Here is a 24,364-nt window from a genome sequence, read left to right on the forward strand (position 1 = left end):
CCCGGCAGCAGCAGAAGGGGGAGTCACCCAAATTCGGGTGACTCCCCCTCTGCGTTGCCCGGGGCCTCGCCTGCTACCGGTTCTTGAGGACCTCGTCGACCGCGTGCGAGATGGCCAGCGCCGCGGCGCTGATCTCCTTCAGTATCTCGGCGGGGGCGTCCTGCACCCCGCCCGCCTCGATCCCGACCAGCATCCCCTGCAGCAGGTCACGCGTACGGCTGGCCTGGTGGTGTGCCGGGGGATCGTCCACGATCTCGGCATCGACCACCGACTCGTCGCCGTCGGCCTCGACCTCGGGAGCACCGCCCCCTGAGTCACCCAAATTTGGGTGACCCGCCGTCTCGGGCTCGCTCTGCTCCTGGGCGTCCGTCTCATCGCCTGCCGCCGTCTCCGCCTCGGCCGGGCGCTGTTCCTTCTTCCTCGACCGTGTCGCCTTCGGCTTCGGCTCCGCCTCGATCGCCAGCTGGAAGGTGTTCGAGGTCGTCAGCGCCGGCGGCTCGGCGGCCCGCGCCAGCTCGACCAGGCCGTCGACCACGTTGGCCGTGACCCGGTGGCGGCGTTCGGCGGCCCACACCCGCAGCGCGACGTACGCGCGGGCGGTCACGTCCTGGCCGTGCTGCTCGACCATGGGCAGCAGTTGCTGGACGTGGGAGTCGGGGATCGCGCGGGGCTGGTCCTGCTGCTCGGTGATGGCCTTGAGCAGGGGCCACTGCTGGATCCGCCGGTTGACCTCGCTTTCAGACTCCCCGAACCGGTCCTGGCAGTAGTCCGGCCACGTACGCCCGCCCCGGCGGTACAGGCGTCGGCCGCGAACGGCGTGCGCGGCCTTCCACTTCATCCACTCGGCCCGGTTGCCGTTGGCGAACGCGGCTTCGCAGTGCCCTAGGTCGTCGACCTCCTGGGGCGTCAGCTCGCCCTGGGCTTCGACCTCGATGGGCTCGGGGATCAGGTCCGGCGTGAACGGCTGGGGTCGGTACGGCTCCGGCTCGGCGGTGGGCGGCGACGTCTCGACCTCTCCGGCCGGGGCCGGGATGGTCGGCACGGCGGGCGCGGCCGTCTGTGCCTTCTCCTCCTCGGCTTTGCGCCGTGCCTCGGCCGCGGCGGCGCGCTGTGCTCGGATCTCCTTCTGGGAAGGACTCACCGGCCGGCCTCCTGCTCGCCGACGGGCAGCAGCCCGCGCTGCTTCATCTCCGTCACCAGTGAGCCGAACGCCGTCTTCGCGGCCCCTTCGACGGGGGCTCCGATGGAGTCGGCCAAGCGCTCGCTGCGCGGGATGACCGTGGTGAACACGTTGTAGCCCTCCTTGGTCATCTCATCGCGGTAGTAGCCAGTCGAGCCCGCGTTCGCCACGGTGCGGTTGAGCAGCACCCATGTCTCGGGCTTCCTGCCGGTGGCCCTCAGTGGGGCGCTGCGGGCCAGGATGTCCTTGAACGGGGTGGCGTCCTCCGGCTCGACGATCCGCTCCCAGTCGCCGGCGGTCGGCGACATGTGCAGGATCACCAGGTCGGCGACGCGGAGCACCGAGTCCGCGATGTGCGGGTGGTTCTCGCTGTGTCCGCAGTCCACCATCGCGATGGTCTTCCCCGTCGGCGGCACGACTTCCTTGTGGAACTGGGCGGACGCCATCAGGTGCACGGGAAAGGCGAAGTTCCCTTTGTGCGGCTGGCTCCAGCTCCAGAACTGCTTGCTGTGGTCGGCGTCGTACCCCTCGACCTCGTACGCCTCCTCGTCCTCCACCAGGGCGTGCGACAGCCACCCGGTGTCGGTGGTCTTGGCCATGGTGCGGGGCGACATGTTCGCGATGAGCATGGCGGGAGCCTATGGGCACAGCCGAGATCAACACATCACGGACGCCCGCTTCCGCCCCCGTAACGCCCGCTTGATACGCGAACGCCCGCCCCGGCCGGGGCGGGCGTGGTACTGCGTCGCGCTGTCAGGGCACGGGGCTCACTCGAAGATGGGGCGCTCCACGTCGGTGGACATGGCCCACTCGACGGTCCGCTTCACGCCGCCGGCGTACCACTCGGAGGTCTCGGCCCACTTGTAGCCGAAGATCGCGTCCTCGGCGTGGGTGCGGATCAGGGGCACGGGCAGGTCCGGGTAGTCGTACATCTCGCGGGAGATCGGCGCCCACTCACGCTCGCCGAGCAGCCAGCGGGTGGTGTGGATGATGGCCTCCAGCGCGCTCGCCACGCCTTCGGGGGAGACCCAGATCATCCGCACGTCGCCCGGCTCCATCGGCTGCGAGGCCAGCGCGTCGTCGCGGAGCTTCTCCAGCTCGCCGCGCGACCGTACGACCCGCTGCGGCAGGGTCGGCGCCGCGGGCGCATGGGTCGGCTGGGCCGGCGGCTGCGGGCCGCCCCGGTTCCACCACGATGTCTCGGCCATATCGCTCAAGGTAGCGGCCTCCTCGGACACACAGCCAGGAAACGGAGCGGGCCAGCGGATTGACCGCTGGCCCGGGTCCTACATCTCGATGTCGATGTCGAAGTCCGGAGCCGGGGGAGCAGGGGGCTCCGGCGCCGGGGGCGGGGCCATCGCGGGCTCCGGCTCGGGCATGGCGGCCGGGCTGCCGCCCGCGGCCTCGATGTCGTGGTCGGCCTCGGCGATTTCCCGGCCCAGCCGCGCGTACTCGTCATGGATGCCCATGCCGCTGTCGCGGCGCTCGCGCTCGACCTCCTCGGCCGCGGGCTGCGCCTCGCGCTCCCGCTGCGCCTCCTGCTCCCGCTCCTGGGCACGCTGTTCGAGGATCAGCTGAGCCTGGCGGGCCTGCTCCATCGCCCTCGCCAGCTCCTCCTCGACAGACCAGTGCGGCTTCGGCGCCGCCGGGGCCGGGGCCGACTCCGGCTCGGCCGGCTCGGGCTCCGGAGCGACGGGGTTGCGGCGCTCCAGCTCGATCCGCGCGTAGTCGGCCTCCTCGCGCACCTGCTGCGTCTCGGCGAACCACTTCTCGCGGGTCTCGTGGACCTCCTGGTACTTCCGCGCCCGCTCACCCATCGACTCGGCGATGTCCCGGCTGGTCTCCGCCCGGTCGAGGGTGTCCTTGACCAGCGCGCTCGGGTCGACCTCGGCCTGGAGCGTGGGCACCTGCTGCAGCGCCATCGCCTGGGCGAGGGCCTGCTGGTGCTCGTTGTAGCCGGTCGCCTTCGAGACCTCGACCATCGCCTTGTTGATGCGCTCCTCGTGCTCGGCGGCCTCCTTCTCCGCCATCTCCTGAGCACGCAGCTCCATCTGCACGGCCTGGTCCTCGTAGTCGCGCGCCGCGCCGAACGACTTCGCCATCTCGTCGCCGACGTACGGCGGCGCCCATGCCTCCTCGCGCTCGGCACGCTCGATCGACTGGCGCAGGCTCTCCTCGCTCGCGCGGGAGATGTCGGCCAGTTCATCCGGCACGCCCAGGGCGCGGCGTGCCCGCTCCCAGTCGGCGAGCGCCTCGACGGCACCCGGCGGCGGGGCCTGACCGATGGCGTCGGCCTCCTGGTCGAAGCTGTGGGCCTCGCGGTACCGCTCGACGCGGCCGGCGCGCAGCTCCCAGCTGGCCCGCTCGATCGGGTCCTCGGGCACCGGGCCCAGCCGGTCGATCGCCCATTGCGGCTGCTCCTCGGCGACGCGTTGGCCCAGCCGCTCGACGCGCTGGTCCATCAGCTCGGCCCACTCGCCCATGAACCGGCCCAGGTCGCCGTCGAAGTCCGGCGTCCGGGCGGCGTAGGAGTCCATGGCCTCCAGCTGCGCCTCGCGCTCGGCGGCCTGGCGCCGGGCGACCTCCTGGTCCTGCCCGGCGTGCAGGACCTCCACGTTCTGCGTGTAGGCGAGCGACTGCTTGAGCAGCTCGGCGTGGTGCAGGTCGAGGGCGTCGACCGGCTCGGCCTCGGTCTCGGGGGCGAGGACCAGCTGCTGCAGCTGCTCCTGGTCGACCGGCTCGGTGGTCGTGGTCTCCAGCACAGCCGCTTCCGCGCCGTCCCCGGCCTGCATGACCTCGACACCCGTCTGCGCGGCGAGGGTCTGCCGCAGCAGCTCCTCCTGGTGCGGGTGGACCTTGGCGGCCTCATCCGCGGCGGCGACCAGCTCCTGCAGGTGCTCCGGGTCCACCGTGCCGTGCCCGGCCTCGATCGCGTCGTCGACCTTCTGCACCTGCTCGGCGAGGGCGGCGCGCTGCTCGGCCTTCTCCGCGTTGACCTGGTCGCGCTCGACCAGCCGGTAGGCGTTCTTCAGGCGGTGGTGCATCGCCTTGCTGGCGTCGTCGGCCGTGTCCAGCTCACGCGAGCGGGCAGTGCGCACCAGCAGGTCCTCGGCGTCGAACCCGCGCTCCTCGACGGTGCGGGCCAGCCGCATGAGGGAGCCGTACGCCTCGCCGCTGCTCACGCGGGCGTAGTCCTCCGGGCCCAGCGCACCGAGCAGGGCCTTGCCGAACCGCTTCTCGGCGTCCTGGTCCTTGACCCCGGCCCACGCCGGCTGGATCGCGGCGAGGTGCTCGCGGCGCTCCAGCTCGGCGGCGATGGCCTGAGTTGCGGTCTGCTGCGTGCCGGAGCGCTGCAGCGTCTGGTCGAGCACCGACAGGTAGTGCGGGACGTCCTCGTCCTTGATGCCGTCGCCGTCCCGGTGGGTGATGACGTAGGCCCAGTTCCCGTCCTGGCCTCGGGTGAGGCTGACGTACAGGGCCTCGCGGGAGGTCTGCTCGTCGACCAGCGAATGGCACGGGCCCACCGTGCGGCCCTGCGCGCCGTGCACCGTGGACGCGTACGCCAGCTCGACGTGCGTCTGGACGTAGGCGGCAGGCAGGTGCATCCGCGAGCCGTCCTCCAACTGCACCATCAGGGCGCCGTTGTCGCTGATCCCGGTGACGGTGGCGGTCAGCCGGTTGGTGGCGAACTGCCCGCCCTCGCCCGTGACGTGGCGGTCGTTGCGGCGCATCTGGATGACGTCGCCGCGACCGGCCCGGGTCTCGACGCCGTACTTCTGCCCGGTGCGCAGCGCGACGCCGTCCTCCTCGACCAGGCCGGCGCGGACCAGGTCGGCGCGGGCGCGGGCGGAGAGTTCGGCGGCCGTCTCGTTGTCGGGGGCGACCAGCAGCGGGTTCCGCCCGGCCAGCTGGTCGGTGACCCATCCCTGGTAGGCGCGCTCCTTCATCTCCTCGGCGCTGCCGCCCCTGAACCGCTTGTGCAGCTCGTACTGGGCGAGTGCCTCGGTGTTGCCCTCGCGCAGCTGCAGGGACGCCTTGGCCTCCCACTCCCGGACCTTCGACTCGCCGGTGACGGGGTCGATGTCGCGGAAGCGCCGGACCTCTTCGAGCGTGTGGACGCCGGGCATCTCCTCGGCGAGCTGGCCGAACATGCCGCCCGCGCCGACCGCCGTGAGCTGGTGGTGGTCGCCGCTGCCGATCATCTTGGCGCCGCACGACTCGACCAGGGCCCGCACACGGTCCATGTCGCGGGTGTTGGTCATGCCGGCCTCGTCGACGATGACCAGCGTGCCGGGCGCGATGCGGTACTTGTCCGCGTCGGGAACGTTCTTCCCCGCGGCCATGTCGGCGTGCTTCTTGAGCAGCATGGAGATGTTGGCGACGTTGGTCAGACCCTCGTCGGCGAGGACCTGGGCGGCGCGCTCACCGCTGGCCAGACCGATGACCTGGCGGCCTTCGTGCGCCTCCCACACCTCGGTCAGCGCGGCGAGGGTGTAGGACTTGCCCGCTCCGGCCGGGCCGATCAGCAGGTCGAGCTTGCGGCCGGACGTCGCCGCGCTGCGGACGAAATCGGCCTGCTTGCCCTTGAGCCCACGCCGGGCGATGACCTCCTCGACCAGCTCGCTGGGCACCGTGGGACCGCCGCGCTCACCCGCGAAGGTCCGCATCCGCTCCTCGGTCGCGATGTGGCCCTCGGTCGAGAACCGGTTCACGTTGTTGTCGGCCGGCTCGTAGACGAAGGACCCATCCGCGCGCTGCAGCTCGACGGGGATCTCGACCATGTGCGGCGCGGTCGCGCAGACCACGCCGTTGTCGGTGGCCGGGTCCAGCGCCTCGTCCGCGAGACGGTTGAGCAGGTCGCGGACCTCGTGGGCCTCCATCCCGCCCAGCGTGTCCGGCAGCTGCCGGTTCAGCTCGACGATCAGGTCCGCCCGGCGCCACGTCGACTTCTGCTCCTGCACCGCGGCGACGGCGCGCTGCTGGATGACCGCCGGGTCGAACTCCTTGTACGGGCGGTGCAGGTCGTGGAGCAGGGACTCGTGCTCTACCTGGTCGGGAACGTTGGCCAGCGAGTCGCGGAAGCGCTCCTTGCTGAACGCCTCCCACCGGTCGAGCAGCTGCTCACGGGTGACGGCGTCGTGCTTCTTCGCCTGCCGCTGCTGCAGCGTGACGTCCTCGGACATCCGGGCCAGCACGTACGGGCTCGGCGCGGTGCCGTACCGCTCCTCGTACGCCTTGGCGACCTCGGCGACCTCGGCCTTGATGGCGACACGGCGGGAGGAGAACCCGTCGCGCAGGTCCTGTTCGATGCCGACGATCTCGCGGGCCTTGCCGTCGGGGCGGGTCATGAACCGCACGCCGTCGGTGCGCTCCAGCTCCTGCTCGGCGATCCGCTCGGCGAGGTGGCCCACGGCCTGCTTGTGCACCCACAGCCCGTGCCCGTCGACCGATCCCCAGGTCACGCGCTCCTGGCCGGTCACCGGGTCGATCTCAACGGCCTTGATCTTGTTCAGGACCGTCGCGTGGACGTGCAGCTGGGGGTCGTCCTCACGGCTCGTGTGCTGGGCCCAGGCGGAGACGATGAAGCCCTCGCCCTTGACGTAGCGGCCGGTCGAGCGGCCCTCGACCTTCTTCCCGTGGTGGCCCAGCCGGGTGTAACCGGCCTCCTCCTGCATCTGCTCCAGACCGGCCTTGACCCCGACCTTCCAGGCGTCCCAGACCCGGTCCGCCTTCGCGGCGTACCGCTCGGCGCCTTCCAGGTCGCCGGCCTCGCGGCACTGCGCGGCCTTCACCTGCAGGCTCGCGTGGTAGACGCTCCAGGACTTCGGCGCGGAGAACGTCAGGTCGTAGTACAGCGTCGCCGACGGCGAATGCTTCCTGGTGTCCAGCTCGATCGCCTTGACACGCTCCGGAGTCAGCTCGACCCCCGGCGTCTTCGCCCTGGCCTCGCTCAGCGCGGCCTCGAACCGCTTCTGGAAGCTCTTCTCGTAGTTCTTCGGCGCGTTCCCCAGCCGGGCGTCCTTGCGGATCCGCTTCTCGGCCTTGGCGTACTCCGGCGTGCCCTCCTCGTGGGGGATCGCCGCGAGACGCTCCAGCATCTCGTCGCGCTTGCGGGGGTCGATCCAGTCCTTGTAGAGGTCCGTGAAGACCTCGTTGTCGACCGTTCCGGTCAGCCCCAGCTCGGCCGCGCCGTCGCCGAGCCAGTAGCCGGGGGGCTCGCCCTGCAGGTCCACGCTCCGGGCGTAGTAGTGCTCAGCACCGGCCGCTACCTCACGGGTGAGGTAGGCGGGGTCTGAACCTGCGGAGATCGAAAGCATCGCGACTCAGAGTAGGCGACTTTCAAGATCATTAACACCCATTGGATCGTGATGCATAGGTGTGAGGGCTTGTGGTCGTTGCATCTAGCTCTACGGTCTGCATCCGGTCTGAATGATCAAGGTGAGAAGTGGGGTCCGATTACCTCGTCCTGCAGGGGGTCAAAAAGGGGGCTACGACGGTGAGATTGGGGCCGTCCCGGCTCCTGATCCTTGGCCTCCGGCCTGCCGTGGCGCGCTCGAACCGGCGCGCGGGATGTACCGAAATGTGCCGGTCGGCGGCTGACTGCTGCGCCCCCACCTGCGGCGCGCTCGTGGGAGCGCCCACCGGGCGGCCGACGCCCAAACGTGGCGGGCACGCTGGCCACCAACCGGACCCGTGCGCTACGGTCGGGCTCGACGTCATCGACCCCCGTGCGGACCCCCGCCCGGGGGTCGACTGTTACCAAGGGCCGGACGCGAGGACGGCCACGCACCGCACCCGCCCCACCCCCGGCCGGCGCGCTCGCGCGGCGGCCGGGCACTCCCCACCCACCCGCTCACCGGTCGACGGAGAGTGACCGACACCCGGGGCGGCAGCAGCGCCTCGGCGGCGCGCGCGTGGTGACGCTCACCAGCCGGTGACGGCTCCCCGGGTCACCAGACCCCGGCCTCTCTCACCACCAGGTGGTGAGTCCCCACCCGAGACGGGGTGGTGAGCGTCGGCGCGAGCAGGGGCGGCGGCACGGCCGTACGGCGGTGAGGCTCACCAGTCGGCGGCGGCGCCACGGCGCTGGACGGTGGTGACGGTCACCACGTCGACAAACCGATCCGCGGGGCCTCGGCTGGTGAGTGGTGAGGCTGCTCCGCGACGTGCAGTCTGCTCACCGGTGAGCCACCGGTGAGCCGCTCCCCAACGCAACCCGGCCCCGGACGGATGTCCGGGGCCGGTGGTGAGCAGTCGGTCAGAAGAGCGGGTTCTGCAGGGCGCCGCTGGGGTTGCCCGCGTCGAGCGCGGCGGCGATGGCGGCCTCGATCTCCTCGGGTCCGGCGGCGGCGGCGATGGCGGCCTGGACCGCCCGCGCCCGCCCCACCGCGCCGCGTACGTCGGCCAGTGCGTGACCGGCAAGTCGCCTCCGAGCTGCGGCGTCGCGGTTGTTGTCGCCCCGGGTGCCGAGCAGCCAGTGGCGCGGCTGCTGGCACGGTGGCTCGTCGCACGTGTGCCGCACGACGTGGCCGGCGGGGATCGAATCGGGCCCGTTGGCGAGGCGGAAGCCGAACAGATGGGCGGGGACGACACGGGACGTGTCGGTGGTGTGCGACCCAGCGCGGAAGGTTCCGTGGGCCGTGTCGGTCAGCCCGCCGGTCCACCACCAGCACTGGTCCGGGCCGCGCCGCAGGACGTGGCTCCAGTAGCGCGCGACGGTCTCACCATCGGCCAGCAGCTGCGCCCACCCCACCGGAACTGGTGACGGCGGGAGCCCTTCCTCACCACCTTCGGGCGGCTCCGGGTGGTGAGGCTCACCAGTGAGGTGGTGAGCCTCGGGGTGGTGAGCCGTCCGCTCCTGCGGGCCTGGTGCGCTCACCACGCTCACCGCCTCACCAGTCGGGCCGGGCCGGGACGGGTCGCGGTGGGGACGCTGTCGGGTCCGGTCCTCACCAGTCGGGCCTGCGGCCACGGCTCCTCCCTCACCACCTCACCATCGCTGTACGTGATCGTCACCGTGGTGTCGCCGCGGTCGGCGTCGTACTCGGCGCTGGTGAAGAAACGCCACCCCTCGGGGTCGCCGTAGATCCACACCCACGCTCCGGTGAGCACGGCGGCGAGGTCCTTCACGCGGACGTCCTGCGCGTGCGGCTCCCAGCCGGTGACCGCGGCGCGGCCGGCGGGCTGCTCGTCGTCCTGGTCCTCGTCGTCGGGTCCGTGCTGGGCGTCGTGCTCGGCGGTGGCCTCGACGTCCAGTTCGCCGTTGCCGCGGTACAGCAGGGTGGCGCCGCCCTCGTCGACCTCGGTGTACGGGGGCAGGGCGTCGTCGGCGTCCGGGTCGCTGGTGCCGTAGGTCCGTCGACCGCACCCGGGAGCCGGGCAACGGAAGACGTCCTCGCCCTCCACCTGGATCGGCTCGGTCACGGCCTGGCACTCGGGGCAGGGCGGCGGTGTGACGGACATCACGCCTCCCCGGTGCGGAGGGATTCGGCGATGCGGGCGAGGGCGTCGGGGGCCTCGATCCACTCGGCGAGGGACTCGACGGTCCTCGTCGAGCGCCGGTCCCGCCACCGGGCGCCGGCCTCCTGCAGGGCCCGGGACAGGTCGATGACCTCCTGGGTGCCGAGCATCCCGCTCAGCTCGACCAGCCGGTCGGCCTCGGCGAAGTCGCCGTCGCCCGCTGCGCCGTCGGCGGCGGCCATCAGTTCGTCCCCTCGGCGCAGCGCGTGCGCGAGGTCGGGCCGCAGCAACTCGGGCAGCGTCTCCTGGGTGCCGGTGAGGACGGCCAGCTCGCGGTACCACCAGGTCCCGTCCGGGCGGCGGGCCAGCTGTCCGCCCGGACCGACGGGGTGCGCGGCGGCGATCGGGCGGAAGAGCAGGGCGTCGGGGTGCGGGGGCACGGTGTCGTGCCACGGGTGGGTGCTCGGGGTGGTCACGGGCGGCTCCCGTCGTCGGCCGGCGGCTCCTCGGCGGGCCGCGCCTGGACGTCGAAGCTGGGATAGCCGAAGCCGTCGATGTCGTAGGTGCCGCGCCGGAACGCCACCACCTCGTGGTCGTCGCCGAGTGCGTCGGCGACCTGGCCCAGCAGCTCGACCGCCCCATCGAGGAGGGTCCCTCCCAGCCGGGCCAAGGGCGTGCCGCCCGCGCGCCACTGGACGACGTCGTACAGCTCCCACCCGTCGGCGGCGGAGTCCTTGTCGAGCAGTTCCCCGGGGAACCAGGCGAGCACGTGGGTGGTCGGCTGCAGCGCCCCGGATTCCCCGGTGCCTCCGCAGTGCCCGCACTGGCCGTCTCCGTCGGACTGCGCGCGCCGCTGGGTGTCCCGCTCGGACTGGACCAACAGCAGCAGGTCCTGGACCTGGCCGGGGGTGAGCTTGAGGTCGACGACCTCGCCCACCCGGCCCGGGTCGGCGGGGTCTTGGATGGTGAGGACGGCGCCGACCGGGTCGTCGTCGCCGGTGACGTCGTAGGTGGGGTATTCGGCGAGCAGCTGCTCTACGGCGAAGGCCAGCTCGCTGCCTCGGGCGATGGTCATGCCTGGGTCTCCTTCGGGGTGGCGTTGGCGGCGAGGAAGGCGCCCGCGATGGCGGCGGCCTCCTCGCTGGTGTCGTACGTGACCTCGTCGCCGGCGTCCTCCTGGCGGCCGTTGGCGGCCTGGCCGATCCACCACCAGCCACCGTCCTCCGGGTGCCAGGCGACGCGGGCATGCCCGCCGAACGCCTCGACCTCGACGGGCTCCTTGTTGGCGTGCGGGTTGATGACGGTCACCGCGCCGGGCCACTTCTTGCGCGCGGCCTGCCGGGAGACTCCCCAGGCGTCGCCGATCTGCGGGTAGTTCACCCCGCCCCCGCCGGCGCCGCGGGCATACTGCTCGGTCATCGGCTCGACCTCGTCCCGGGCGATGCGCAGGGCACGCAGCATGGCCAGCTGCCAGTCGGGGGTCGAGCGCACCGGGAGGTCCGGGTCCGGCCTGCCGGGGCTGGTGTCGCGTACGGAGATCTCGTCGGCCAGCGCGGCGGCGACGGCGCGCAGCTCCTTGCGGAACTTCGTCAGCTGGTCCTCGGTCGGCTCGGTCCACGCGGGATCGCGTGGGGCCATGAACGCCTCGTAGTCCGGGGCGTCGTCCTCGTTCGTCGTCATGGCGACAATGGTAGTTGTCGTGAACCTGGATTGTCACGGGAACCGTGATTGTCGGTGTGCGGCTCCTGGGGACTGCCGCAAAGTCACCCAAATTTGGGTGACCGGCGCCCCGGAGGGCTTGTTATCAGCGCCGGGGGTCGGAATCAGCCGTACGGCTGTCTGATCTGGGGTGTCTCAGCTGTACGGGCACCCGGACGGGCAGATATGACATGGGGCGACATAGGCACGGCACGGGGGTTGGTGGTCGGGGGTGAGCGACGTGTTGGGGCGGCTGCGTCGGTCTCCGGAGGGGACACCGCGCAACTTCCGGCGGGATCAGGAACTGCAGCTCCGGCTGCGCGGGGAGTACGGCCCGGAGTGGTGGCAGGTCCTGCCGGGCTTCACGCTGCTCCTGCTGGGGATCGCCGCGCCGCTGTTCACCCTCGGCTGGCTGTGGGACCGGATCGGCTGGTGGGCCGCGTTCCTGGGCGCGGTGGCCCTCGCGTACGCGGCACGCGCCGCGGTGCTGCGCCGGCGGCAGGCGTTAGCGCGCAAGAGGCGGCGGGCGGTGCGCTTCACCCTCGACCAGGTCGACGCGGCCGACGACCGCGGCTTCCGGACCATCGTCGGCCGGCTCCTGATCCGCGACGGCTGGACGCGGGTGCGCGGGGTGCGCATCAGCGGGACGGTGGTGCACCTGGTCGGGAACGGGCCCGATGGGCGCCAGCTCGGCCTCGCCTTCGAGCGCGGTGTCGAGCGGGCCGGGCAGGAAGACGGCGGCCGGGCGGCGCTGCGCCCGGTGAGCGGTGCCCCGCAGCTGCCGGACGGGGTCGAGGCTGGCCCCCGTGCGCTGTTCGTCGTCGTCAGCTCCGGCTCGTTCGCCCGGGAGCGGGTGGTGTGGGCGGCCCGGACGGACGTCCGGCTCGTCGACCGGCCGATGCTGCAGCGGTGGGCGGCCGGCGAGGACCTGGCGGTGCTCCTCGACCTCGGCCTGGACGACGTCCGGGCGGACGCGCCGTAGCCGGACGGGACATGCCGAGGGGGCCCGGGAGTTCTCCCGGGCCCCTTGTCGTCGGCGGGCTGGGGTCAGCCGGTGTGCCGGGGCAGGCGCTGCTCGGCCAGCTGCTCTACGGCGGTGACCCGGGCGGCGTCCCATCCCGGCTGGGGAGAGAGACCGGCCAGCATCCCGCGCAACTTCTTCGCCTCGACGACGGTGACGCCGTGCAGCTCGGTGCGCCCGCGCGGCGCGGGGACCTTCGCCCCGTGCACCGCGAGGATCGGCCGGACCGGCACCCCCAGCACCTTCGCGGCCTGCTGCGCCTCCCACACCACGGTCTGCAGCGCCTTGGTCTGGTCGTACCGCCCGTACCGGAGCAGCCCGCCCGTGATGACGATGCGGGACTTCTTCGACCGCCAGTTCTTACTGTCGACCAGGGCCACGCCGAACACGCCCACGACCAGGTGGTCGAGGTTGGCCTTCGACCCGGGGATGGCCCGGTCGTGCAGTACGGCGTAGCCGCGGCGGGCGAGGGGAGCGAGCAGCCGGGCCGTGGCCTCCTCGCCGTCTGCGCCGGACTTCCAGCTGTTGCGCTGGCGGCGGTAGATCTGGCGGACGCCGTAGGCGAGGACGGTGGCGGCGACCAGGGCGCCGACCTGCCACACGGTCACGGTGCCGGCGGCCCAGCCGGTGACCGCGGCGGCTGCGGCGGTCAGGGGCAGGGCCCACTTCGCACGGCGGTGCTGGGCGGCGCGCTCGGCCGCGCGCTGTAACTCGCCCTGGCGGCGGGCGCTGGCTCCGGCGTTGCTGCGGCGCCCGGGTGTGGTCGTCATGTCGTCGCTTCCTGGGTGGTGGTGGCGGGCGGGTTGAAGGGACGGAGAGGGGTGGCTGGTCAGCCCTGCGGGTGCTGGCAGGAGGGGCAGTCGATGGACTCGGACGCATCGGCGGCGGACGCGCCAGCCGCTTCGGCGACCGCGCGCCAGCACAGAGGCAGGCCGCTCTCGTCGAGCGTGCGCCCATGACTGGGGAATTCGTCGTCCCGGCCGTAGAAGACGGCTACGAAGGGCTCGACGCCGGGCAGGACAATGCGAGTCGGCTCAACTCGGAGGTAGCCGTACACATCCGCAGGCGGGATGGACGCGAGGCTCTCCCACACCAGGCAGTTCAGGACCTGCGCGACGGTCCGGCGCTCGTGGTCGTGCCCGAAGCACAGGTCCCAGGTGCTGCCGTTGGGACGCAGCACGTCCAGGCGGTCGGTGATGGTCAAGGTGAAGGTGTCGGAGATGTAAACGGGCTGGATGGCGGGCGTGGGCGTACGGCGGCGCAACAGCTGACGGATGTTCATGGGGTCGGGTCCTCCTCGTCGTCGAATGCGTCGGTGATCAGGTCGGGCCAGCGGGCATGGCCCCGGAACTCCAGGCGATGGCGCAGCATCTCGGCGGCCTGGTCCCGGGGGACCTCCAGGGCGAAGTCGTCCCTGGCGCGGGCAACGACGTCGCCGACGGAGACGCGCATCGGGCGAGTGATGCGCAGGTCGGTGACGGGCTCGGCGAGTTGGGCGCGCACGGCGGTGGAAATGGCCTGGTCGGTGGCTGCCAGCAGCCGCTTGCGGTAGTGCTCGGCGGCGGCCCGACGGTCCTGCTCGGCCCGGTGCCGGCGGACGCGGCGACCGATCCACGGACTGAGCAGTGCGAGCAGCAGTGCCGTACCGAGCAGGACGTAGACGGTCATCGTCACTTGCCCCCGGCGGTGGTGAGGCGCTTGACCTCGGCCTGGGCGAGGGCCAGTTCCGTCTGCACCTCGCGCATCTTGTCCTTCGTGTCGTTCACGGCCGTGTTGAGCTTCTCGACCTGGCCCTCCAGCACGCCCTGCCGCTCGATGGCCCGGCCCAGCTCGGCCGCGTGCGCCTTCTCCTGCTCGGTCCGGCGCTCCTTCTCGGCGGCGACCCTGGTCTCGGCGTCCCGCTCTGCCTGCAGGGCGAGGGCCTCCGCCTCCCGGGCACGCCCCTCGGCAGCAGTCGCTGCGCCCTGAGCCGCTGTGACCGCCTGCTCCTTCTCGGCCTGCACCGCCTTGACGGTCTTCTGCATCGCCTCGACCTCGGCCTTCGCCGCGACCTCGGCCTTCCCTGCCTTGTCCTGAGCTTCGCGGACGCGCTTGTCGGCCTCCTCCTTGGCGGCGGTGACCTGCTGCTTTGCCTCGTCCTGGGCGCGCTTGACGGCTGCGGCGGCCTCCTCCTTCGTCTTCTCGACGGCCTGGTCGGCTTCGGCCTGCAGGCGCTCGACGCGCTCCTCGGCCTCCGCGCGGATCCGCTCGGTCTCGGCCTCGAACCGGGCGGTCTCCTGCTCCAGTTCGGCGATGGCCCGGTCGGCTGCCTCCTGGGCTTCCTCGGTCTCCGCGCGGGCGAGGTCGCGCTGACGCACGGCGGCTTCCCGCTCGGTGTTCGCGGTGGTGGCCTTCTTGCGCCACTCGGCGACCTGGGAGTCCGCAGCCGCGGCGACGGAGGCGACCTCGGCCTCGGCGGCGTCCGGGTCGGTGATGGTTGTGAGCAGCTCGATGTACCGGGCCAGTTCCGCCCGCAGCTCGTCGACCTTCTGCAGCACGATGCCCTGCACGATGCCGGCGGTCCGGGCGGAGTCGGTGACGACGCGGTCGGACGGCTCCTCGACGGGCGCGGCCTTGGTGGCGCTGGCCTTCCCGCGCTTGGCCCGGTAGGCGCTCATGGCGTTGTGATCAGGGTCGGAGCAGTATTTCGGCGCGCGGCCCGGGGCGTTGGGGTCCTTGGGGACCGGCCGGGCGGTGCACTCGGGGAACGCGCACCGGGGCGCCTCCTCGACGGTGGCCTCGGCGGTCTGCTCGGTCGGCTGCTCGGTCATCTGCAAGAACTCCTACGGGGCGGTGCGGTCGGTACGGCGCGCTGCGGTCGACAGCGTGCCGTATCCGGGGACGGGTGCGGGTACGGGTGCGGGTCGCGGCTCACGCGGCGGTCGTGTAGTGGTCGGCGTTCTCGCGCATGGCGGTCAGTCGGCCGCGCTGCTTGCCGATGGCGAGGTGGGCCAGCGGGGTGCGGGCCTGGGGCCAGACGGCGGCGGCGCGCTGGGTATACCGGCTCGGGGTGAGCAGGATGACGTCGGCGTCGGTCAGTCCCAGCTCGGCGGCCTGGGCGCGCAGTTCCTCGACGGTGATACTGCCGGCGTCTTCCCATGTGTGGTCGTACGGCTCGACGTCCTGGTCGAGCCGCAGGAAGCCGTGCAGCGCGCTGAGTACCAGGACGGTGCCGCCGTGGGCGGTGAGGGCGTCGGCGGTCCGGCGGGCGTGTGTGTGCAGCTTGCCGACGTAGAGCTTCCCGGCCGGGGCGGCGTGGTCCAACTTCGCCCCGGAGCAGGGGATGACGACGACCGGCCCGGCCTCGGCGGGGGAGGTGGTGCCGTGGAACAGGGCCAGCTGCTCGCCATGTGCGGCGGTGACCGGCCAGCGCGCGGCCGGGGCCTCGATCCGCTCGGCGGTGTCGAGCAGCTCCACGGCGGCGGCGGGGTCGTAGGCGTCTCGGATCTCGACCCACCCGTACTCGCCGAGGGTCCCACCGAGGGTCTCGGCCTGCTCCCACAGGGGGAGGGCGGGGTCGACCTCGACCACGGCGGCGGGCTGGGGTCCGGTCAGCACCTGGACGATCCGGCGGAAGGCGACAGCTCGGAAGTAGGCGGCGGCGGCCCGGCGACCGCTGACGCCCAGGGCCTCGAAGTGGCCGGCGTGCCGGGGTCGGCGGGCGCACTCGCCGTACATGCGGGCGGCCCAGCTGGTCAGCTGCTCGGCATGGTCGAGGACGCGGGGGAGAGCGGCGGCGTAGCGGGCCACGTCCTCGGCGGGGCCGGTGACGCGCAGGGCTCGCCCGGACCGGTCGAGCTGGCGGGCCTCAACGCCGAAGCGGACGGCGACGGTGCGGGCGGCCTCGGCGCGCTGGGGACCGCGGCCGGTGGCGTAGGGGAAGTTCAGGCGGACCGCGGCGCGGCCGTGCGCACGCAGCTGCAGGCGGTCGGTGTCGACGTAGCGCGCGCACCGGGCGGCGTAGCGGGCGGCGCGCTCCGGTCCCCAGCCGGTGTCCCACAGCGGCCGGCGGGCGGCGGTGCCGTCCTCGCGCTGGATCTCGTGGCCCTCGTCCCGCAGTCCCATCCCGTGCCCCCTTCGTGGTGACTTGTGAAGGATTCCAGTCTAATGCATTGCATTGCATTTCGTCAATGCATTTCATCACGTGCGATGCAATGAAACGCAATGTTTTAGGAGTGTGAGCATGATCGACGGCCGTGTGTTCGCCGGTCGCGGCGACCTCCCCGGGGTGTCACGGCCCTGCCGTGCGCGCCACGGCACCGGGCAGGCCCGGTCCCCGCGGCCTTGGGCGGTGGGTCCTCACCGGGCCGGGCCGACGACCGACGACACGCTCCTGGCCACGGCGAGACCCGGGCCGACGCGGAGCGACCTCACCGGCCGGTCACCACGGCGCGGCAGCAGCTGCTCCCCCTCGGCCACGGCCGGCGGTGCGCTCTCCTCACGCGCCCGTCATGCGCGACGGCGGGAGTACGGCGGGCTGCCCCGCTCCGGCCAGGCAGACGGCGACCCGTGCGCCACCGACCCCCCTCCCTCCGCCGCTGGCCGTCTTTTCCCAGCCCGAAGCACCTGCAGCCGCGCACGCTGCGGGCCACGGAGGCTTACGGACCCTGGGCGCCCCCTCCCCCGGCGCCCGCGCCATGCCCCGGGCCGGAGTGGGGTGCTCCCTCGTCGGTCGGGCGCGCGCAGCGCTGCCGCAGGGTTCCCGGGAGCGGAGGGGATCGCGCTCGCGCGACCGCGTGCGGCGCCGGAGGCGTCCTCGGAGTGGACGGGGTTCCTGTGGCACCCTCCGGGGCCCGGTCGTCGAGGGAGCGCACCGCGACCCCCGCACCGACCCCATTCCCCCACCGGTCGGCGGCCGACGACGTTCTCCCCGCCCCCTCGGAGTAAGGGCCTGCCGGAGGCGCCTTGTTCTGTGACCCGGGCCAGTTGCCGGGCGGCGGTCGCCGTGCTCGCTCGGATGCCCGGGGCAAAGGCGTTGGCCTGGGCCGGTTTCAGAAATCCGACCGTGGCTGAGGCGTGCGGCGTTCGTTCGCGGCGGCTGCTGCGGTCACCCAAATTTGGGTGACCGGCGGTCCTGCCGCGCGGCGGCGCGAGCAAGTTGGCTCCGAAGGGGAGCTTTCCTCGAGGGCGCCGGACCGGGGGCGGGACCAGCGCCGGGGGCCGCTTCGCGCGCGGGCGCGTAGGGCGGTCCCAAAAGTCCCAAAACCCCGGCGACCAGCAGCACAGTGCGCCGGGACCTGGGGGCGGTCTCGGCGCACTGACGGTGGGCGGGGCGGGTGTCGGCTACGCCGTGGTGTTCGGCGGCGGGGTGCCGATGGCGATGCGGGCACCGACCAGCCGCCCGGCCTGGGCTGCCGTGCGCAGTGCCTTGGTGGCGGCCTTCGCGTCGTCGCGCAGCTCGGCGAGGCCGACGTCGCCGACGTAGAGCACGGCCCAGCCGTAGTGGGCGACGGCAGGGAGCCAGCTGTCGGGCAGCTCGACGCTGCCGGCGTAGAACTTTCCGCCCTCGGGATCGAGGACCAGCAGCCCGTCCTCACCGGCCGGACCGTGGCCGAGCAGCAGCACGCCGACCCACTCGGGGATCTGCGGTGGGGCGTGCTTGATGCGGGAGATCAGGGTGAAGCCGTCGCCCAACAGGGAGCTGGCGACCAGGTTGGTCAGCTCCGACATGGGGCCGGGGCCGCTGGAGTCGTCGAACGCGTACGCCTTGGAGACGGTCTCGGCGACCAGGACGGGGAGGGTGGCGCCGCCGTGGTCGAGGACGGCGGCGGTCATCGTCATGTCGTAGCCGTCGGCGGGCACGGGCGGCTGGTGGTCCTCGGGGAGCGGGACGACCTCGGAAGGGCCGCACGCGGCGTGGACGTAGACGACGTGCACGAAGGTGCCGTTGGTGCGCACCACCATGTTCACGGTGCCTTCCAGCCGGGTCCGGCAGTACACGCACGTCCCGTCGACCAGGGAGACCTCGGCGGCGCGGGCGAGGCCCTCGGGCCCGAGCAGGGCGCGGACCTCGGGGCTCATCTGCAGCTCAGTCACGGGCGTGCTCCTGGTCGTGCTCGTCGCGGACGGCGGCGGCGTGCTCCTGGCGGGCGTAGCCGCGCGGGTCGGTGTCCCATCGGGGGTCGGCGGCCGGCACGGGGCCACGGCCAGTGCCGTGGGCGCGGTCGTGCTGCAGCAGGCGGCGGGCGGTGTCTTCGGCGTCCTGCTCGCTGGTCGCGGGGTCCTCGACCTCGGCGAGGGCGGGCACGGCCCGGTCGGCGAGGGCGGCGCGGTGCACCCGGTACGCGCGCTCGCGCTGCGGGTCGCCGGGGCTCACGGTCAGCTCGTCGTCCAGGCGCTGGACGGCGGCCGTCGCGCGCAGCAGGGCGAAGGGGTCGGTGGTGCTCATCGGGTCCTTCCGGGAGAGGCGGAGCGGCCGGAGCCAGCTCGAATGGCTCCGGCCGCCGCGGTGTTGGGATCCAGGGTCACGCCTGCGCGGGGTCGTCGGCCCCGGTCTTCTCGCGCATCTTGTGCACGGCCTGCCGGGAGATGCGGGCCCGGCCGGCGATGTCGGAGTCGCTGTGGCCCCAGTCGATCGCCCGGTTGACCAGCTGGCGGCGCTCGGCGAGGTACTTCTCCAGCCGGGCCACCTCGGCGCCGACAACGGCGAGGCGGTCCCAGTCCTGCTCTCGCAGCCGGGCCCGGTGGCTGTGGGCGGCGTCCGCGGTGCCGAAGAGGCGTACCCCCCGCTGCCCGGCGTGCAGTTCCTCGCGCTCGATCCAGGCGTTCAGGGCGGCGTCGGTGGTCTCGGAGGTGATCTCACTGGCGGCCAGACGGCCGTGTTCGGCGTCCCAGTCTCGGAAGTCGCGGGCCGGCCGGGGGTCTCCGTCCATGAGGACGGTCCGGTACCAGGAGCGCACGCCCAGCACGTGCAGTCCCACGCCGCTGCCGTCGCGGTACGGGCGGCCGAAGACCTTCTTGATCTCCGGGTACCAGTGCTCCGAGCCAAGGCACCTGGTGTGGACCGCGCACTCGTGCGCGAGCTTGTCGAGGGACAGGCCCAGCAGTCCGGGCCGGTAGACCTGGGGGCAGCGCGCGACGATCTCGGCGAGGTCGACCAGGTCGGCGTCGACCTCGCGCTGGGCTGCCTCGCGGTGACGGGAGGTCAGGCGGCAGAGTTGGCGGCCGGCGTGTGCGGAGGCGGCCGACCAGTCCAGCTCGCCCCCGGCCTCGAAGAATCCGTCGAGCAGCTGCTGGGCGTACGGCGCGACCAGTTCCAGCAGGGCGTTGGCGGCCTCGACGTCGAGGTACGGGTGGCCGGTGAAGCCGGAGTCGACGGTCCAGCACAGCAGCTCGGGGACCTGCCCGGCCCACATCTCCGCTCCGGACCCGGGCAGGTACAGCGTGCCCGGGTGCCAGCGCTTCCAGATCTCGCGGGGGACGTCGTTGACGGCCGTCCAGCGCCGGTCCCACGGCTCCCGGTGCTGGGTGCTCTCGTGGAAGCTCAGCTCGCCCGTGACGGTGTTGAGCAGGACGTGCTGGTAGGCCCCGGGCTTGTGGGAGCCGTGGACCGGCTCGGACGGGATCACGCTCTCCACGGTGGTGATGGTGACGCGGGGCGCCTGGTAGGTGGCCACTTCGATCTGCGGCACGGACACGGTCTCGTTCATCCAGTTCTCCTCGCTGAATCCGGGTCTGACGTAAACAGGTTGACGGTCATTCGGCTCTAGCGTCAACCGGTTGACAAAGGATGGCCGGAAGTCGGATGAGCGGCTGATAACAAGCCCAGCGGTGCGGGACGGCTGAAGATCGGCAGAACCGAAGCGGCTGCGCCGGGGGGTCAAGCCGTGGCGATACGGCGCTCGATGCGGGCCCTGGCGGCGGCGTGGTCGCCTCGGCCGTCGGCGGTGCGGGGGTAGCGGCGGCGGGGCGCGCGGGTGAGCGTGGTGAGCACCAGGGCGGTCTGCTCCTCGTGCGTCTGGACGCCCGTGCGCACTCCGGCCTTGGGGGCGCGCATCCACTCCTCCTCCTGGCGCCACCACCGGTACAGCTCGGTCTCGACGGCGTACAGGCGGGCGCGGGCGGCGAGTCGGCCGTGGGTGCCCAGGGCCTTCGCCGCGGCGACCAGGGAGCCGGGCCGTGGGCGGTAGTACGGGGTGCTGGAGCGCTCGGCGGCGAGGGTCTGGCGGCTGGTGTGCTGGTCGGCTCCACGGCGCCTGAGAACGGCTCCTGCGGCCGTACGGCAGCGCTCCCCCGGGGCAGCCTGACAGGTCGGGCACTCGTGATGAACCGTCATCACCGCGCGTGTGGCGACCAGCAGGTCCCGCATCCGGGCGAGATGCTTGGCGACGGTCCGGGGGCTGTAGCCGGTGCGCTGGCAGATCTCGGCGAGGCTGAGGGACCGGTGGGCGTGCTCGGCCAGCTGCTGGTAGACGCGCCCCGCGTGGTGGCCCAGCCCGCCGGCGTGCTTCTCAGTGCGCCGGCCGTGGGAGAAGACGTCGGCGTGACCTGCGGCGAGACGCTTTTTAAGGAGGGAGATCAGTGTGGTGCGGGTAGCCCCTAGGGGGGGCGGGGTTCCTTGTGTCCCACCCCGTGCAACGGTGGTGAAAGCAGGGTGCGAAGCGGTGACGGGGAGCAGCTCGTAGGTACCGGCCGGGCCGTTGTCGGTGGCGCTGCCCAGCCAGCTGTCGAGCTGCAGGCGGCCGAACGCCCGGTGCATGGTCGAGCGGCCGGTGCCGGTGGCGATGGCGGCCCGGCGCGCGTCCAGGCTCAGCACGGTGCTGCCGGACTGCAGGGCGAGCAGACAGAACAGGTCCAGCGCGGCCCGGTCGGCGGGGCCGGACTCGATGGCCCAGCGCTCCGGGCAGGCGTCAGCACCCTGCTGCAGCTGCTCGACCAGGGCGACGGTCTCGGCGACGGTCTCCGTGCGCTGCAGGGCCTCCTCGGTGTGCGGCAGCCTGCTCGCGTACTCCACGCAACGGGCCCACTGGCGTGCCAGTTTCTCCTCGGCGTCGATCTCGTCCAGCGTCACGCGCAGCGTGCCGATGCCGGGCGCGGTGCACACGTGCAGCAGCCCGCCCTCGCGGTACCGGCGGTCGTCCATCAGCCGCTCGACCATCGGCAGCGTCCAGCGGCGCAGGGCCAGCCGGGTCAGCAGGGAGCCGCACACCTCGCTGACCCGGTCGGCCGGCGGGCGGCGGGTGAGCAGCGCCATGGTCTCGCGGTCCAGCACGGTGGTGGGCGTGCCGTCGAGACGGGGGCCCAGCTTGTCGTCGAGGACCTCGGCGAACTGGTCCTGGCCGACCACCTTGGGGCGGAAGTCCGCGCGGGCCGGGACGGCGTCGATGATGAGCAGCAGCCGGAGGAACGCGTCGGACGGGTTGCCACAGGTGGCCGGGGTCAGCAGGTCGGCGGCGCGGCAGGGGTCCGCCGGGCTCATCAGCTCGCTGCGGCCACCGTTGCGGTGCGGGGCACCGATCGGCCGGGCGGCGCCCGTAGACGACTTGAGCAGGCCGTAGTCGAGGGTGGGAAGGCGCTTCGCTGCGGCCACGGCGATGGACTCGACCAGCGTGGCCTCCAGCAGCGTCTCGGCGGCCACCCACACGTGCCGTCCGCCGACGGATCCGGAAGCGGCGACCACGTAGGTCAGCCCGGCCTCCTCCATCCAGCGCAGCAGAGTTGCGAGGTCGGGGCCGACCTCGCCACGCTTGTCGTCGAAGTCGAAGAGCAGCCAGCGGTAGCGGCGGAACTTCGACGACAGGTAGACGGCGTACGGGCCGCGAGGGGCGCCCCGCAGGGAATGCATGGAGCGCTCGACGTACTTGTGCCGCCACTTGCCCTCGGAGTTCTTGGTGTCGACGCGCACCGACAGCCGCGGAGACAGCTGCAGAAAGAGCGTCTGCAGGTCCACGCGCGCGGCCCGGGGAGCGGGCAGAACACCGGTATGAGGATTGTGGTTCGGGGCAGATGACGGGCTGTGCACGCCCGGTTCCCCGGACACTCCGGGGTCGGGCATGAGCTGTCCGGCACCGTAGCGGTCCGCTACGATGGGAGGGCTCCTTAACTTAAAAGAACGCCGAAGCCCCTCTCGCCTTGACGGCGGAGGGCTCCGAACGCGGCCATCCAGGTCGCACGAAAGAGCAGGGCTCCGGGGCTCTTTGGTTAGGGGACCACCGCCCGTCAGACGCCGTGGAAAGCGCCTGGGGGCTTGACTCACCTCCTCCTCGGTCTTGTCGAGGGGCCCGGTTGGAAGCCGGTCCGCTCTGGGGGCTGGCAGGTAGGTGGTCGGCTGGGGAGCCGACCGGTGGGTGGAACTACATGTGAATCAGTTGGGATTCAGCGGGCTGGCAGGCCCGTAGTGCTGAGTCCCTTGCACGTCGAACGGCGGGGCCCCGGTTGGATGACCGGGGCATTTTTCTTGCCCTTCGACGGTTCTGCGGCTAGCCGGTCAACGGAAGTTGCTCGGCGGTCTGCCTCTCCTCCTCTTCGATCTCGGCGAGCCGCCACAGCGGCACACCGTTCTCGTTGAGCTGGTCCTGCTCGACAAGCCGCTTGAGGTAGAGGCCCATCGTCATGCCCGCGGCCTTGGCGTTGATGAACGCCTGGGCGTGGACCTCGGCAGGAACCATGCCGGTGAGGCGGACCATCCCCTTGCGATCGGCGTGCACCATCGGCGCGAGGTACTCGCGCTCTTGAGAGTTACGTGATCCGTAGGGCCTAGCCATGATCGCAATCCAACAGCATCACGGTTCACGTACACAACTCTGGTGGGGTGTGTCGCCGAAGATTTCCTGTGAGGCGGGCGTTTATCACCCGAGATCCCGTGTCGCGGGAGGCCAGCGGCATGACGGGCCATCACCGTAGTTCGAGCGCTTTCGAGTTGGGGACACCACGATCGGCTCGCCGAATCGGATATCCGTCCGTCCCGCTGCCGGCCGACGGCTGCTCTCGATCCGGTCATCCCGGAATCCCCTCCTGCACTGCTCCGTTGACGGGCCTTCATAGCCGTAGACGTATCGGCCCTCGGAATCGTTACAGGTTCGGGGACACGAATTTCTGCACGTCAGGTGGTGTCCCAGGGGGTGAGAGCACTTCCGGGGGCAGCGTCCCGCCGGGCGGGAAGCATCCGGCAGATGTCTCCCGTGGGGGACGGCTGTCCCGGCCTGGCTGTGCTGAGCGTGGGGCATGGTTCGCGTCGTCACACTGGGGGAACGTCGTCGGCCGGATTTTGTGACACCCCTGTTCAGGGAGGGGCGGCGGTCTCTATCGGCTGGCTCCCTCGGGCCACAGGACACGCACCGGGACGCCGGTCCGCTCGGCGTATGCCACTACGTCCGCGGTGCCCCCGTATCCCCATGCCGGCTTCCCGTCCCACACGGCGAGCAGCTCGTTCACCAGACCGACGAGGATTTCGGAGCCAGCCTGATGGGCCTCGGAGGTCGACTCGGTCATGCCGGTGTGGTGGACGTCGCCCGCGCGGGAGATGAGCCGGTCGTAGAGAGGGTGGTGGGAGTCGGGCAGGCTCTGGCGGTACTCGGCGGCCGGGACGACCACCTCAAGACTGCCGCCGTGCTGCAGGACGGTCTCGGCGAACCAGGCGTCGGGGCCGTCGGCGATGCACGAGACGCCAATCAGTTCGGCCGGGTTGTACTTGCTGACCTGGTCGGCCAGAAGAGCCCGCACCTGTTCCTCGACCTGCGTGCTCAGTCCGCGGTGCCCGGTGATCCCCACCCTCATGCCGTGGTCACTCCCCTACAGGTAGACGCCGTGCAGGCGCTCGTCGAAGTCCCGCACCACCTTGGGCGGTGAGGTCGTGGTGAGGCTACGGCGCACGGCGCGGGCACGTTCCACGATCCGGCCAGACCGGTACTGCAGGCCGGTGTCGAGTGCACGGGAGGCTAGGGCGAACGCAGCCTCCAGCCGTCCGCCGGCCAAGTGCCCGGCGGCGATGTCGAGGACCAGCAGGGCGCGTTGCTTCGCGTGGCCGG

21 protein-coding genes and 1 pseudogene are annotated in these 24,364 nt (G+C 72.2%); 1 reads left to right on the forward strand and 21 read right to left on the reverse strand.

Annotated elements, in window-relative coordinates; genetic code table 11:
* Positions 1–73 precede the first annotated feature (73 nt).
* The 9 genes from ACIO3P_RS37885 to ACIO3P_RS37925 form a co-directional block, all read right to left on the reverse strand.
* Entirely contained in the window at positions 74–1,141 is a 1,068-nt protein-coding gene (locus tag ACIO3P_RS37885) for a hypothetical protein (protein WP_401855755.1), read from the reverse strand.
* Positions 1,138–1,809 carry a ParA family protein gene (locus tag ACIO3P_RS37890; RefSeq protein WP_401855753.1) on the reverse strand — a complete coding sequence of 224 codons (672 nt, stop codon included), beginning with the start codon at positions 1,807–1,809 and terminating at the stop codon, positions 1,138–1,140. Before ACIO3P_RS37890 ends, ACIO3P_RS37885 begins: the two co-directional genes overlap by 4 nt.
* Before the next feature lie 138 nt (positions 1,810–1,947).
* Positions 1,948–2,388 carry a hypothetical protein gene (locus ACIO3P_RS37895; RefSeq protein WP_401855751.1) on the reverse strand — a complete coding sequence of 147 codons (441 nt, stop codon included), beginning with the start codon at positions 2,386–2,388 and terminating at the stop codon, positions 1,948–1,950.
* 78 nt (positions 2,389–2,466) lie between these two features.
* Complete coding sequence (gene mobF / locus ACIO3P_RS37900; protein WP_401855748.1) at positions 2,467–7,497, reverse strand: MobF family relaxase; 5,031 nt, start codon at positions 7,495–7,497, stop codon at positions 2,467–2,469.
* Positions 7,498–8,438: 941 nt separating this feature from the next.
* Positions 8,439–8,933: an HNH endonuclease gene (locus ACIO3P_RS37905; protein WP_401855745.1), complete on the reverse strand. Its 495-nt coding sequence runs from the start codon at positions 8,931–8,933 to the stop codon at positions 8,439–8,441.
* A 131-nt stretch (positions 8,934–9,064) separates the two neighbouring features.
* The gene (locus ACIO3P_RS37910) at positions 9,065–9,643 is read right to left on the reverse strand and encodes a hypothetical protein (RefSeq protein ID WP_401855742.1); all 579 of its coding nucleotides are present in this window, start codon (positions 9,641–9,643) and stop codon (positions 9,065–9,067) included.
* Positions 9,643–10,116: a hypothetical protein gene (locus tag ACIO3P_RS37915; RefSeq protein ID WP_401855739.1), complete on the reverse strand. Its 474-nt coding sequence runs from the start codon at positions 10,114–10,116 to the stop codon at positions 9,643–9,645. Before ACIO3P_RS37915 ends, ACIO3P_RS37910 begins: the two co-directional genes overlap by 1 nt.
* Positions 10,113–10,715: a hypothetical protein gene (locus ACIO3P_RS37920; RefSeq protein ID WP_401855736.1), complete on the reverse strand. Its 603-nt coding sequence runs from the start codon at positions 10,713–10,715 to the stop codon at positions 10,113–10,115. The genes ACIO3P_RS37915 and ACIO3P_RS37920 overlap by 4 nt, the downstream gene beginning before the upstream one ends.
* Positions 10,712–11,320, reverse strand: coding sequence for a hypothetical protein (locus ACIO3P_RS37925; protein WP_401855733.1), 609 nt, complete (start codon positions 11,318–11,320; stop codon positions 10,712–10,714). Before ACIO3P_RS37925 ends, ACIO3P_RS37920 begins: the two co-directional genes overlap by 4 nt.
* Positions 11,321–11,570: 250 nt before the next feature.
* On the opposite strand from ACIO3P_RS37925, the gene ACIO3P_RS37930 reads away from it, so the two are divergent.
* On the forward strand, positions 11,571–12,320 hold the full coding sequence (locus ACIO3P_RS37930; RefSeq protein WP_401855731.1) for a hypothetical protein: 750 nt from the start codon (positions 11,571–11,573) through the stop codon (positions 12,318–12,320).
* 65 nt (positions 12,321–12,385) lie between these two features.
* Here ACIO3P_RS37930 and ACIO3P_RS37935 read toward each other — a convergent pair whose 3' ends face one another.
* From ACIO3P_RS37935 to ACIO3P_RS37990, 12 genes and pseudogenes are all read right to left on the reverse strand, one after another.
* Positions 12,386–13,129, reverse strand: coding sequence for a nuclease-related domain-containing protein (locus tag ACIO3P_RS37935; protein ID WP_401855729.1), 744 nt, complete (start codon positions 13,127–13,129; stop codon positions 12,386–12,388).
* Between the two features lie 59 nt (positions 13,130–13,188).
* Positions 13,189–13,641: a hypothetical protein gene (locus tag ACIO3P_RS37940; protein WP_401855727.1), complete on the reverse strand. Its 453-nt coding sequence runs from the start codon at positions 13,639–13,641 to the stop codon at positions 13,189–13,191.
* On the reverse strand, positions 13,638–14,027 hold the full coding sequence (locus ACIO3P_RS37945) for a hypothetical protein (RefSeq protein ID WP_401855725.1): 390 nt from the start codon (positions 14,025–14,027) through the stop codon (positions 13,638–13,640). Before ACIO3P_RS37945 ends, ACIO3P_RS37940 begins: the two co-directional genes overlap by 4 nt.
* A 2-nt stretch (positions 14,028–14,029) precedes the next feature.
* Positions 14,030–15,169 carry a hypothetical protein gene (locus ACIO3P_RS37950; protein ID WP_401855723.1) on the reverse strand — a complete coding sequence of 380 codons (1,140 nt, stop codon included), beginning with the start codon at positions 15,167–15,169 and terminating at the stop codon, positions 14,030–14,032.
* 100 nt (positions 15,170–15,269) lie between these two features.
* Positions 15,270–16,463: a DUF6884 domain-containing protein gene (locus ACIO3P_RS37955; protein ID WP_401855720.1), complete on the reverse strand. Its 1,194-nt coding sequence runs from the start codon at positions 16,461–16,463 to the stop codon at positions 15,270–15,272.
* Between the two features lie 1,218 nt (positions 16,464–17,681).
* Positions 17,682–18,434, reverse strand: a complete 753-nt coding sequence (locus ACIO3P_RS37960; RefSeq protein ID WP_401855717.1) for a hypothetical protein — start codon at positions 18,432–18,434, stop codon at positions 17,682–17,684.
* The gene (locus tag ACIO3P_RS37965) at positions 18,427–18,786 is read right to left on the reverse strand and encodes a hypothetical protein (RefSeq protein ID WP_401855714.1); all 360 of its coding nucleotides are present in this window, start codon (positions 18,784–18,786) and stop codon (positions 18,427–18,429) included. Before ACIO3P_RS37965 ends, ACIO3P_RS37960 begins: the two co-directional genes overlap by 8 nt.
* 76 nt (positions 18,787–18,862) lie before the next feature.
* Positions 18,863–20,047 (reverse strand): hypothetical protein, encoded by a 1,185-nt coding sequence (locus tag ACIO3P_RS37970; protein WP_401855712.1) that lies wholly within the window; start codon positions 20,045–20,047, stop codon positions 18,863–18,865.
* Between the two features lie 170 nt (positions 20,048–20,217).
* On the reverse strand, positions 20,218–22,242 hold the full coding sequence (locus ACIO3P_RS37975) for a hypothetical protein (protein ID WP_401978286.1): 2,025 nt from the start codon (positions 22,240–22,242) through the stop codon (positions 20,218–20,220).
* Positions 22,243–22,816: 574 nt separating this feature from the next.
* Complete coding sequence (locus ACIO3P_RS37980; protein WP_267125582.1) at positions 22,817–23,047, reverse strand: hypothetical protein; 231 nt, start codon at positions 23,045–23,047, stop codon at positions 22,817–22,819.
* A 592-nt stretch (positions 23,048–23,639) separates the two neighbouring features.
* Complete coding sequence (locus ACIO3P_RS37985; protein WP_401855853.1) at positions 23,640–24,113, reverse strand: hypothetical protein; 474 nt, start codon at positions 24,111–24,113, stop codon at positions 23,640–23,642.
* Positions 24,114–24,128: 15 nt separating this feature from the next.
* Positions 24,129–24,364: pseudogene (locus ACIO3P_RS37990) on the reverse strand (DNA-binding protein); the annotation flags it as partial.

The sequence above is a fragment of the Streptomyces sp. NPDC087310 genome, from assembly GCF_044744405.1.
GTDB lineage: Bacteria > Actinomycetota > Actinomycetes > Streptomycetales > Streptomycetaceae > Streptomyces.

Excerpts from the sequence above, each read along its gene's own strand:
- ACIO3P_RS37950 (WP_401855723.1), bottom strand. The coding sequence starts at position 15,169 with ATGACCGAGCAGCCGACCGAGCAGACCGCCGAGGCCACCGTCGAGGAG.
- ACIO3P_RS37980 (WP_267125582.1), bottom strand. The coding sequence starts at position 23,047 with ATGGTGCACGCCGATCGCAAGGGGATGGTCCGCCTCACCGGCATGGTT.
- ACIO3P_RS37955 (WP_401855720.1), bottom strand. The coding sequence starts at position 16,463 with ATGGGACTGCGGGACGAGGGCCACGAGATCCAGCGCGAGGACGGCACC.
- ACIO3P_RS37935 (WP_401855729.1), bottom strand. The coding sequence starts at position 13,129 with ATGACGACCACACCCGGGCGCCGCAGCAACGCCGGAGCCAGCGCCCGC.
- ACIO3P_RS37945 (WP_401855725.1), bottom strand. The coding sequence starts at position 14,027 with ATGACCGTCTACGTCCTGCTCGGTACGGCACTGCTGCTCGCACTGCTC.
- mobF (WP_401855748.1), bottom strand. The coding sequence starts at position 7,497 with ATGCTTTCGATCTCCGCAGGTTCAGACCCCGCCTACCTCACCCGTGAG.
- ACIO3P_RS37965 (WP_401855714.1), bottom strand. The coding sequence starts at position 18,786 with ATGAGCACCACCGACCCCTTCGCCCTGCTGCGCGCGACGGCCGCCGTC.
- ACIO3P_RS37940 (WP_401855727.1), bottom strand. The coding sequence starts at position 13,641 with ATGAACATCCGTCAGCTGTTGCGCCGCCGTACGCCCACGCCCGCCATC.
- ACIO3P_RS37920 (WP_401855736.1), bottom strand. The coding sequence starts at position 10,715 with ATGACCATCGCCCGAGGCAGCGAGCTGGCCTTCGCCGTAGAGCAGCTG.
- ACIO3P_RS37970 (WP_401855712.1), bottom strand. The coding sequence starts at position 20,047 with ATGAACGAGACCGTGTCCGTGCCGCAGATCGAAGTGGCCACCTACCAG.
- ACIO3P_RS37925 (WP_401855733.1), bottom strand. The coding sequence starts at position 11,320 with ATGACGACGAACGAGGACGACGCCCCGGACTACGAGGCGTTCATGGCC.
- ACIO3P_RS37910 (WP_401855742.1), bottom strand. The coding sequence starts at position 9,643 with ATGTCCGTCACACCGCCGCCCTGCCCCGAGTGCCAGGCCGTGACCGAG.
- ACIO3P_RS37985 (WP_401855853.1), bottom strand. The coding sequence starts at position 24,113 with ATGAGGGTGGGGATCACCGGGCACCGCGGACTGAGCACGCAGGTCGAG.
- ACIO3P_RS37890 (WP_401855753.1), bottom strand. The coding sequence starts at position 1,809 with ATGCTCATCGCGAACATGTCGCCCCGCACCATGGCCAAGACCACCGAC.
- ACIO3P_RS37895 (WP_401855751.1), bottom strand. The coding sequence starts at position 2,388 with ATGGCCGAGACATCGTGGTGGAACCGGGGCGGCCCGCAGCCGCCGGCC.